Annotated in this window: 9 protein-coding genes and 1 pseudogene; 6 read left to right on the forward strand and 4 right to left on the reverse strand. The window is 69.0% G+C overall.

Annotated elements, in window-relative coordinates; genetic code table 11:
- From VFG33_RS39765 to mtrA, 3 genes are all read right to left on the reverse strand, one after another.
- Positions 1-1,278: LpqB family beta-propeller domain-containing protein (locus VFG33_RS39765; protein ID WP_325058219.1), on the reverse strand; the 1,278-nt coding region annotated here is incomplete at its 3' end.
- Positions 1,275-2,933 carry an MtrAB system histidine kinase MtrB gene (gene mtrB, locus VFG33_RS39770; protein ID WP_325058226.1) on the reverse strand — a complete coding sequence of 553 codons (1,659 nt, stop codon included), beginning with the start codon at positions 2,931-2,933 and terminating at the stop codon, positions 1,275-1,277. The genes mtrB and VFG33_RS39765, both read right to left, overlap by 4 nt.
- Before the next feature lie 71 nt (positions 2,934-3,004).
- On the reverse strand, positions 3,005-3,682 hold the full coding sequence (mtrA, locus tag VFG33_RS39775) for an MtrAB system response regulator MtrA (protein WP_026163715.1): 678 nt from the start codon (positions 3,680-3,682) through the stop codon (positions 3,005-3,007).
- 231 nt (positions 3,683-3,913) lie between these two features.
- On the opposite strand from mtrA, the gene VFG33_RS39780 reads away from it, so the two are divergent.
- The 6 genes from VFG33_RS39780 (at position 3,914) to VFG33_RS39805 (ending at position 9,591) form a co-directional block, all read left to right on the forward strand.
- Positions 3,914-4,942, forward strand: a complete 1,029-nt coding sequence (locus VFG33_RS39780) for a glycerophosphodiester phosphodiesterase family protein (protein WP_325058220.1) — start codon at positions 3,914-3,916, stop codon at positions 4,940-4,942.
- A 14-nt stretch (positions 4,943-4,956) separates the two neighbouring features.
- Entirely contained in the window at positions 4,957-5,574 is a 618-nt protein-coding gene (locus tag VFG33_RS39785; protein WP_325058221.1) for a DUF4129 domain-containing protein, read from the forward strand.
- The gene (locus tag VFG33_RS39790) at positions 5,571-6,722 is read left to right on the forward strand and encodes a DUF4350 domain-containing protein (protein ID WP_325058222.1); all 1,152 of its coding nucleotides are present in this window, start codon (positions 5,571-5,573) and stop codon (positions 6,720-6,722) included. Before VFG33_RS39785 ends, VFG33_RS39790 begins: the two co-directional genes overlap by 4 nt.
- Positions 6,719-7,696: an AAA family ATPase gene (locus VFG33_RS39795; protein ID WP_325058223.1), complete on the forward strand. Its 978-nt coding sequence runs from the start codon at positions 6,719-6,721 to the stop codon at positions 7,694-7,696. Before VFG33_RS39790 ends, VFG33_RS39795 begins: the two co-directional genes overlap by 4 nt.
- A complete protein-coding gene (locus tag VFG33_RS39800) occupies positions 7,696-8,988 on the forward strand; it encodes a DUF58 domain-containing protein (RefSeq protein WP_325058224.1) in 1,293 nt (430 codons plus the stop codon). Before VFG33_RS39795 ends, VFG33_RS39800 begins: the two co-directional genes overlap by 1 nt.
- An 87-nt stretch (positions 8,989-9,075) precedes the next feature.
- Positions 9,076-9,591 (forward strand): hypothetical protein, encoded by a 516-nt coding sequence (locus VFG33_RS39805; protein WP_325058225.1) that lies wholly within the window; start codon positions 9,076-9,078, stop codon positions 9,589-9,591.
- Positions 9,592-9,725: 134 nt separating this feature from the next.
- Here VFG33_RS39805 and VFG33_RS39810 read toward each other — a convergent pair.
- Positions 9,726-10,045 (reverse strand): annotated as a pseudogene (locus VFG33_RS39810) (hypothetical protein); the annotation flags it as partial.

Here is a 10,045-nt window from a genome sequence, read left to right on the forward strand (position 1 = left end):
GACCTTGCCGTCCTTGGCCCGCATCCGCAGCCGCGGCGCGTTGCTGTCCGCCCGGTCCAGGATCCAGAGGTTGCCCGCATTGTCGAAGGTCGGCCGGAGCACCTCGCCATCGGTCGGGATGGTGACGACCTTGTCGTTGTCTTCCTTGATCTCCAACCGGCCGTAGGCGACCACCGGCCGGCCGTTGTCGCGGGTGACGACAGCGCCGAAGTCACCGCGAAGGTCGACCGCGAGCGACTGCGCGGAGTACGGGTAGAGCTGACTGTCGTCGAGCGGCTTGGGCTCGATCGGACCGGATCCGTCCAGGCTGATCCGGTAGATCTTGTTGCCGCGGACCCCGTACAGGTCCTTCATCTGCGGGATCGGGACGGTCGGGTCGTACTGGCTGAAGGAGGTGAACGACTGCACCTCCTGGTCCGCGATCAGCGGCGCGCCCCCGACGGTGATCCGGACCCGGCTGCTGATCAGTCGCAGGGTCCAGGCGATCTGGGCGGACAGCAGGGTGCGGTCGGCCTCGGTGAGGGTCGCCACGGTGTCGCTCAGGGCCACGGTCGCGACGCCGAGATCGACCGGGACGGACACGTTCACCTGCGTGCCGGGCGGGGCAGCGGAGAACACGCCGTTGCCGAGCCTGGCGGTCGGGCCCTTCAGCAGTTGCTGGATCAGCAGCGTCGCGATCTGACCCGAAGGCAGGTCGTTCGGCACGTAGATCGGGTCCGGGACCAGCATGGACCGGTCCGGCGTGAAGTAGAACAGGGCCATCGGCTTGAGCTTGGTCTCCAGCTGGTTGCTGCCGATGAACACGCCCGGCGGGGCGACGGCGACCCGGTACTGCCCGTTGACCTTGGTGAGCTTGAACTCGAAGGCGACGGTGGCGTTGCGGGCCGGACTCCAGGAGCCGCGCTGGTCGACGGTCCCGACCAGCGGTGCCCGCAGTACGACCTTGTCCTCGCCGCGCGGCGTCACCGCGCCGGTGGAGGTCTGGTCGTAGATCGAGATCTTCGACTCCGGCTTCCAGGCCGCGGCCGCCTCCGGGGTCATGTACTTGCGGGCTGTCTCGAAGGCCTGCGAATCCGCCATCGCCTCGAGGAAGCCGTTCACGATCGCCAGCGGCCCGGCGTTGTCCCGGGGCGGCTGGGCCTCGACGCCGATCGCCGGCGCCGGCGGAGCGAGCCCCTCCTGGTTACCGGACCGGATCGGCCCCTGCGTCGGCACGGTGGCACACCCGGAGACGAACACGGCACCGGCCACGACAGCGGTCAGCAGCTTCGCCTTCACAGCTCCTCACCACCGGTCAGCTTCTGGTACGGCGCTCCGACCTCGGCCAGCGTCATCTCCGAGATCACCCGGGTGGCGTCCGTCGGCCGGGCAGGCAGTGGTGAACCGGACAGGGTCACGTCCGGGCGGCGCGGCAACGTCAGGCGGAAGTAGGCGCCGTCGCCGGGTGAGCCCCACGCATCCAGCCGGCCACCGTGCAACCGGGCGTCCTCCAGGGCGATGGACAGGCCGAGCCCGGTACCGCCGGTGGTCCGGGCCCGGGCCGGGTCGGCCCGCCAGAACCGGCTGAACACCATGTCGGCCTCCTCGGCCCGGAACCCGATCCCGTGGTCCCGGACGGCGACCGCCGCCGCGTCGTCGTCGCAGGCGGTGGTGATCCGGATCGGGAGGCCTTCGCTGTGCTCGATCGCGTTGCCGATCAGGTTCCGGAGGATCCGCTCGATCCGGCGCGAGTCCACCTGTGCCCGGCAGGGCTCAGCCATCTCCAGTTGCACCTCGCAGCCCTTGCGGTGCAGCAGGGTCTCGTGGTTCTCCAGCACCCGGGCGACGATGTCGCGCAGGTCGACGTCCTCCAGGTCGAGCGCGGCAGCGCCCGCGTCGAACCGGCTGATCTCCAGCAGGTCGGCGAGCAGTTCCTCGAACCGGTTGAGCTCGTTCTGCAGGAGCTCGACCGAGCGGCGGCTGATCGGGTCGAACTGGTCCCGCGACTCGTGCAGCAGGTCGGCCGCCATCCGGACCGTGGTGAGCGGCGTCCGGAGCTCGTGCGAGACGTCGGAGACGAACCGTCGCTGCAGCCGGGACAGTTCCTCCAGCCGGCGGATCTGCTGCTGCAGGTTGCTCGCCATCTTGTTGAAGGAGACCGCCAGCCTGGCCAGGTCGTCGGTGCCGCGGACCTGCATCCGCTCCTCGAGCTTGCCCGCCGCCAGCCGCTCGGCGATCCGCCGGGCCATCCGGACCGGGGTCACCACCTGCCGGGTGACCAGCCAGGCGACCGCGCCCAGCAGCAGTACGAGCAGCAGGCCTGCGGTGAGCAGAGCTCGCTGGACGACGTCCAGGGTGTCCTTCTGCGCCGTCAGCGGGAACAGGAAGTACACCTGGTAGCGCCCACCGGTGGAGTCGATCCGGACCTGCGAGCCGATCGCCAGCCCGGGCTCGGCGGGCTGACCGCGGTGCACGATCTGGGTATAGGTGTCGAAGAGCTTGGTGGGGTCGCTGGCCACCGAGGACTTCAGATCCTGCGGGATCGACTCGCTCTCGACCAGACCGGTGCTCACGATCGAGGACGTTCCCGACGTGTTCGTCGGCACCAGCACCACGTCGTACAGGCCGGCGCGGTTCGAGCCCTGCACCAGCAGGGAGATGTTCTGGTAGACCGTCGCCGGGTCGGCCGCGTTGATCGAGTTGTTCAGCGCGGTCAGCTGGGCGACGGCTTCCTTCTGGGCGCTGTCCCGGCGGGACTCCAGCACGCCGTCGGTGACCTGGCTCATCATCACCCAGCCGACCAGGATCAGCACCACGGTTGACATCAGCAGGGTGCCGGTGACGATCCGGGCCTGGATCGAGCGGCGCCAGATGTCCGGCCAGTGCTTCGGGTGGGTCCGCCACGGCGGCTGCGGCTGGGCATGCCAGTCCAGCCCGGCGGCGGTGAGCTCGATCTCGGTTCCGCGGGTCTCCGGCTCGGGGGCCGGCTTGTCCGCCTGCGACGCGTCGTCGCGGCCGTACTCGATCAGTCCGCACCCGCCTTGTAACCGACACCGCGGACCGTGACCACGATCTCGGGGTGTTCGGGATCCTTCTCGATCTTGGACCGCAGCCGCTGCACGTGCACGTTGACCAGCCGGGTGTCGGCCGCGTGCCGGTAGCCCCAGACCTGCTCCAGCAGCACCTCGCGGGTGAAGACCTGCCAGGGCTTGGAGGCCAGGCAGACCAGCAGGTCGAACTCCAGCGGTGTGAGCTGGATGGTCTCGCCACTGCGCTTCACCGAGTGGCCGGCCACGTCGATGGTCAGGTCACCGATGGTGAGCGACTCCGGCCCGGGCTCGTCCATCCGGCGCAGCCGGGCCCGGATCCGGGCCACCAGCTCCTTGGGCTTGAACGGCTTCACCACGTAGTCGTCGGCGCCGGACTCCAGGCCCAGGACGACGTCGACGGTGTCGCTCTTGGCGGTCAGCATCACGATCGGCACGCCGGACTCGGCCCGGATCGCGCGGCAGACGTCGATGCCGTCCATCCCGGGCAGCATCAGGTCCAGCAGCAACAGGTCGGGTTTGAACTCGCGGAAGGCCGGCACCGCTTTGTCACCGGTCGCCACCAGATAGGTGTCGTAGCCCTCGTTGCGCAGCACAATGCTGAGCATCTCCGACAACGCCGTGTCGTCGTCGACGATGAGGACTCGGCCCCGCATCGTCCGATTACCTTCTGCCACGCCCTGCTCCTTGCCGGTCCGGATTGTAGTGCGACCGGCAGCTGCCGGTCGTACGCACTACGGATAGTGTCCCATTCCCCGGGTAGTGCACACGCCGGATCGCCGAGCGGCACCTCACTTGTGGCGGTATGGACCGCCCGGGCTGTGATCATGGTGCACAGTCGGGGCCGGGGACAACCCGGCGGGGTCGCCACTCGAGGGGAGGCAGGCATGCGGGACGACATCGGCGTCCGGGAGAACTTCGGCGAGCCGTTGCGGCCCTGGCTGCCGGTCGACCTGCTGGACAACGCGGCCCGGACGATCTCCGAGAACAAGACGATCATGCTCGGCCTGCCGGTGCTGGCCGGCATCGCGCTGGCCGCGGTCCAGGCCGCTCTGACCCAGCTGACCGTGCCCGGCGGGCTCAGCGGCTTCTTCGGCGCCGAGGACCCGTTCGAGCAGGCCGGTGCCGCGCTGGCGATCACATACGGCATCCAGCTCATCCTGTTCACGGTGGTGTCGAGCATCCTGGCCGGGATCATCGCCTTGGCCGCTGTCCGCAGCCAGCTGGCTCACCGGGTGGGCCCGAAGGAGCTGCTGCGCCTGGTTCGTCCGGCGCTGCCCGCCCTGGCCGGGGTCGGCGTCGCGCAGTCCGCTTCGTTCGTGGTGCTGATCGGCGGCTGGGGGCTGACCGTCTTCGGACTTGGCGCGGGTGCCGACGCGGCGATCAACTCCGAGGTCGCCGGTGGGGTGTCCGTGATCCTGATGCTGGCCGGTGGGGTGCTGGTGGTGATCTTCGGGATCCGGCTGGCCCTGGCCGGCACGGTCGTCCTGCTGGAGGGCAGGCACGCGCCGGACATCGGCCTGTACATCCCTGCCCGGGTTGGGGTCTGGGGCGCGCTGAAGCGGTCCTGGTACCTGGTCAAGGGCCGGTTCTGGCGGGTCTTCGGCATCCTGCTCTTCGCCGGCGTGGTGGTGAACATCGTCAGCTATGCGCTGCAGTTCGGCATCACGCTGCTGGTCCTCACCCTCGGCTCGTGGGCCACCGACAGCGAGGGCAGCGGAGCGACCGTGATCGCCATCGCGGTCGGCGCCGCCGCCGGGATCGCCACCGTCCTGACGCTGATCGCGAGTCTGGCCTTCATGTCCGCCGTGCAGGCACTGATCTACCTGGACCTGCGGGTCCGGCGTGAGGGACTCGATCTCTGGTTGCGGCCTGTACTGCGGGCCAACCAGCAACCGACCGGGCCGAGCTGGTGATCCTCGAACCTCCCGTGGACATCGGCCGGGACGATGCAGCAGCCGAGGCGGCCAAAGAGCTGTCCAAACCTGCCTACAGCCAGGGCGGTGAATCCCTGGTCACGAGAGCCATCCGAAAGGTCCTCGAGTGGATCGGCGACCTGCTGGAAGGACTCACCGGGCAGTCGTCGAGCGGCCGGACCGGGCTCTTCCTGCTCTTCGGGCTGATCGCCCTGGTGGTGATCGTGGTGCTTTGGCGCGCCGGCGTCCTGCGGACCACTCGCACCACCAGCGCCCCCACCGTCTTCGAAACCGGCAGCCTCCGTACTGCGGCCGAGTACCGGGCCCAAGCGGAACATGAGGCAGCATCCGGTGATTACACGGCTGCCGTGCGCAGCCGCTTCCGCGCATGCGTCGCGGAACTCACAGAACGTACTGTGCTGGACGAACGAGCCGGGCGAACGGCGTACGAGGCAGTGGCGGATGCGGGACGCGTAGTACCGGCGCTGCGTGAGCCGCTGCGACCTGCTGCGGACGTGTTCACCGAGGTTGTCTACGGCAACCGTCCTGGCACGCCCGAGCGGTACGCCCGGGTCGTGGCTGCTGACGAGGCGGCACGCAGGGTCTCCACCCGAGCGCTGGTGCAGGGATGAGCACCAGCACCGCCGTCGGCCGGACCGGCGTTGAGAGCTGGCGCGTACTACGGACGCCGCTGCTCGTCACCGGCGCGATCGTGCTCGGCGTGATCGCGCTGATGATCGGCACGGCCGATCGGACCACAGGACCGTTCAGCCCGGACTCCTCCGAGCCCAGTGGCGCCAAAGCTCTCGCGACCTTGCTGGGCGACCACGGCGTCGACGTACAGGGCACGGAGAACCTGGCCGATGTCACCGGCAACGGCGCGGGCCGGGCTCTGCTGATCGCGCCCGACGGCTACCTCAGCCGGTCCGACTGGCAGGAGATCCGGGACGCCGACTGGAGCCACCTGATCCTGCTGCGGCCCGACAGCAGAGAGCTGGACGTCCTTGCCCCAGGCATCGAGAGCTCCAGCTCGACACTGTCGAAAGCAAGCCGCGCACCGGACTGCGACCTGCCCGCGGCAGTCAAAGCCGGTACTGCGACCGTCCTCGGCACCACGTACTCCGCCCCCGAATCCGCTCAGACCTGTTATGGCGACGGGATCCACCACACGGTGGTCCGGCTCGAGTCGGGCTACCCGGTCATCGATGTGATCGGTACGCCCAGGTCGTTCACGAACGCCGAACTGGCCGAGGACGGCAATGCCGCACTGGCCCTGAACCTGCTCGGTACGAACTCCGAGCTGGTCTGGTACCTGCCGCAGTACGAGACGTCCGGCTTCGACGAGTCGGGCGACGAGGAAGGCCCACCGATCGTGCCGCCGGAGGTCCGGTACATCGCCTGGGCGCTGGCCTTCGCGGCCCTGATGGTCGCGCTCTGGCGTGGTCGCCGCCTCGGTCCGGTGGTTCCGGAGCCGCTGCCGGTGATCGTGCACGCGGCGGAGACCACCGAGGGCCGAGCGCGGCTCTACCGACGCTCCAGGGCCAGAGACCGTGCCGCGGCCGCGCTGCGTGAGTCCGCGCTCGGCAAGCTCCAGAAGGCCCACGGCATCCCCCGCCGCGCCGAGCCGGCCGCAGTCATCACGACCGTGGCAGCCCGTACCGGCCGGGACCCCGCCATGCTGTACGAACTGCTCTACGGCCAGCCGCCGTTCGACGACGCGGCCCTGATGTACCTGTCCCACGAGCTCGACATCCTCACCCAGGAGGTAGCACACCCGTGACAACCACGACAGCTGAGGTGACTCCGGAACGCGCCCGGCAGGCTTTGGTCGAGCTGCGGACCGAGATCGGCAAGGCCGTCGTCGGTCAGGACACCGCCGTGACCGCCCTGGTGCTCGCCCTGCTCTGCCGTGGCCACGTCCTGCTGGAAGGCGTCCCCGGGACAGCCAAGACGCTGATGGTGCGGGCGCTGTCAATGGCGATGCGGCTGGAGACCAAGCGGATCCAGTTCACCCCGGACCTGATGCCGGGCGACGTCACCGGGTCGCTGGTCTACGACGCGAAGACCAGCGAGTTCGAGTTCCGCAAGGGACCGGTGTTCACCAACATCCTGCTCGCGGACGAGATCAACCGGACGCCACCGAAGACCCAGGCCGCGTTGCTGGAGGCAATGGAGGAACGCCAGGTCACCGTCGACGGCGAACCCCGCAAGCTGCCGGTGCCGTTCGTGGTCGCCGCGACGCAGAACCCGATCGAGTACGAGGGCACGTATCCGTTGCCGGAGGCCCAGCTGGACCGGTTCCTGCTCAAGGTGACGATGGACATTCCCCCGCGGGACGCGGAGATCGCAGTACTGGCCCGGCATGCGCAGGGGTTCGACCCGCGGGATCTGGTGGCTGCCGGACTGCGTCCTGTGGCTGGGCCGGAGGACCTCCTCGCGGGACAGGCCGCAGTACGCCGGGTCGCAGTACGGGAAGATGTCCTGGCTTATGTGGTCGACCTGTGCCGGGCTACCCGGCAGTCGCCTTCGCTGCAGCTCGGGGTGTCTCCTCGAGGTGCTACTGCACTGCTTGCGGTGGCCCGGGCGTGGGCCTGGTTGTCTGGTCGCGACTACGTGATCCCGGACGACGTGAAGGCGATGGCACGTCCTTGCCTGCGGCACCGAGTGCAGATCCGCCCGGAGGCCGAGCTGGAAGGTGTCACGCCGGACGCAGTACTGGAGAGTGTGCTGGCCACGGTGCCAGTACCGCGCTGATGGTCGTCACCGGCCGCGCCGGGCTGTTGGCCGGCTTGGGCGTCCTGTTCGTCGCACTGCTGATGCCGAGCTGGAGTGGCATCGGCCTGGTGGTCGCTGTCGTGCTGCTGGTTTGTGTGGTCGACCTGTTGTTGGCAGGATCGCCGCGACGGTTGCAGCTCAGCCGTGAGGGCGACACCGCAGTACGGCTGGGTGAGCAGGCTGTGGTGACGATGCTGGTGGCCAACCCCGGCCGCAGGGTCAAAGGGCTGCTCCGGGACGCGTGGCCGCCGTCTGCCGGAGTACTGGATCCGCCGCACAGGATCGACCTGCCCAATGGCGAGCGACGGCGGCTGGTGACGCACCTGGTACCGACACGGCGCGGGGATCGGCAGGCGTACCGGGTGACCGTCCGGTCGATCGGGCCGCTGGGTTTCGCTGGGCGCCAGGGATCCCATCGGGTGCCCTGGACGGTCCGGGCTCTGCCGCCGTTCAACAGCCGCAAGCATCTGCCGTCGCGGCTCGCCCGGCTGCGCGAGCTCGACGGCCGAACCGCCTTGCTGGTAAGGGGTCAGGGCACGGAATTCGACTCGCTGCGCGACTACGTGCCGGGTGACGACGTCCGCAGCATCGACTGGCGAGCCACGGCCCGCCGCGGCAACGTAGTACTGCGGACGTGGCGTCCCGAGCGGGACCGGCAGGTCGCCATCGTGATCGACTCCGGCCGGATGTCCGCGGGACGCGTCGGCGATGCACCGCGACTCGACCACGCGATGGACGCTGCCTTGTTGCTGGCCGCACTTGCCACCCGGGCCGGTGACCGGGTTTCCTTGCTGGCTTGCGATTCCGCAGTACGGGCTGATGTGCGGCGGCCCGCGCCGGAGGATGTCCTGCCGTCGTTCGTGAACGCCTTGGCGACTGTGGATGCCGAGCTGGTGCAGACCGACTTCCGGGTGGTCGTGTCGCAGGTCCTCGAACGCGTTCGCCAACGGTCGCTCGTAGTACTCCTGACCGGCCTGGATCCGGCCGTGATCGAGGAATCGCTGCTGCCGGTGATCGGGCCGCTCTTGCGCCGGCATGTCGTCGTACTGGCGTCCGTGGCCGATCCCCGCCTGGCCGAGATGGAAAACTCCCTCGCCGACATGATCGAGGTGTACGGCGCAGCCTCAGCCGCCCGAACCCGCTTGGACCGCGAACGCGTCACCGCAGTACTGACCCGCGCCGGCGTCACCGTGGTCGACGAAAACCCCGACCAAATCGCCCCAGCCCTCGCGGACACCTACCTAGCCCTGAAGAAGGCCGGCCGCCTGTAGCCTCACCCTGCCTGCCTGATTGCTCCGTTACGGTGCGGCCATGGCGAATTTCGTACTGGTTGCAGGCGCGCGGCTCGGGGCGTGGGCGTGGGACGACGTAGTGCCGTATCTGCGCGCAGCCGGCGCTACGCAGGCATCCCCGTCGGTCAGGCCGCGGAGCGGATCGGTGACCGGCTGGCCGCCGTGGTCTTCGTCGATTCGAGCCTTCCGGCCGACGGCGAGTCATTCGTCGCCGCATGGCCGGACGGCGGGGCAATGGTGAAGGCCTCGATCGCCGAGAACGGAGGATTTTGGCCGCTCGTGCCCGCAACCCACTACGCCGGCGAGGGCCTCACCGATGAGCAGATCGCACGGATCGTGGATAGTTCGACGCCGCACCCGGGCGCCACACTGACCGAACCCGCCGTACTGGCAGGGCCACTCGACGAACTCCCGGCAACGTATATCCATTGCCTGCTCGCCGGAGCCGAACTCAGCGACGAGGTGGCCAAGTTGCTGGCCAGCAACCAATGGTGCCTGGTGGAGATGGAAACGGGCCACTGGCCGATGTTCTCCCAGCCGCGCGAACTGGCGCAGATCTTCCTAGAAGCAGCCGGGAAATGACCGCACGCCCAAGGCGGAGCTCGAACCGTGGGTACGACACAGCCACAATGCCCTCCACCTCAGCCAGCCCGCAGGCTGGGATGCCTGCGGGCTAGTCGGTGCTGGCTGGCGGCGGGCCAGAGCGTGCCGGTTTGTTAGAAGGGTGGTGGGTCTTCGTCCGGGGGTGGTGGGTCTGGTCGGGTGATAGGGCCGGGTGCTGGAGGCACGGTGGTGTAGCGGTGCCCAGTCGGGGTGGTGAGGGTGGTGGATCCGTCGGGGTTGTTGGTGGCTTTCCAGCCCCACGCGGGAGTGTCTTTGATGACGTGGTGCAACTCGCAGTAGATCCGCAGATCAGCCAGGTTCGTCGTACCGGTCTGTGCAAACGGGATGCCGTGGTCGCGGTCGGATTCGCGGGCGGGGCGGTTGCAGTTGATCCAGTCGCAGACGGGGTGTGCGGCGAGGAGGGTTTCGGAGA

The sequence above is a fragment of the Kribbella sp. genome (genome assembly GCF_035687465.1).
Classification (GTDB): domain Bacteria; phylum Actinomycetota; class Actinomycetes; order Propionibacteriales; family Kribbellaceae; genus Kribbella.

Coding starts and splice junctions, on each gene's coding strand:
- VFG33_RS39790 (WP_325058222.1), top strand. CDS start 5,571: ATGAGCACCAGCACCGCCGTCGGCCGGACCGGCGTTGAGAGCTGGCGC.
- mtrA (WP_026163715.1), bottom strand. CDS start 3,682: ATGCGGGGCCGAGTCCTCATCGTCGACGACGACACGGCGTTGTCGGAG.
- VFG33_RS39800 (WP_325058224.1), top strand. CDS start 7,696: ATGGTCGTCACCGGCCGCGCCGGGCTGTTGGCCGGCTTGGGCGTCCTG.
- VFG33_RS39780 (WP_325058220.1), top strand. CDS start 3,914: ATGCGGGACGACATCGGCGTCCGGGAGAACTTCGGCGAGCCGTTGCGG.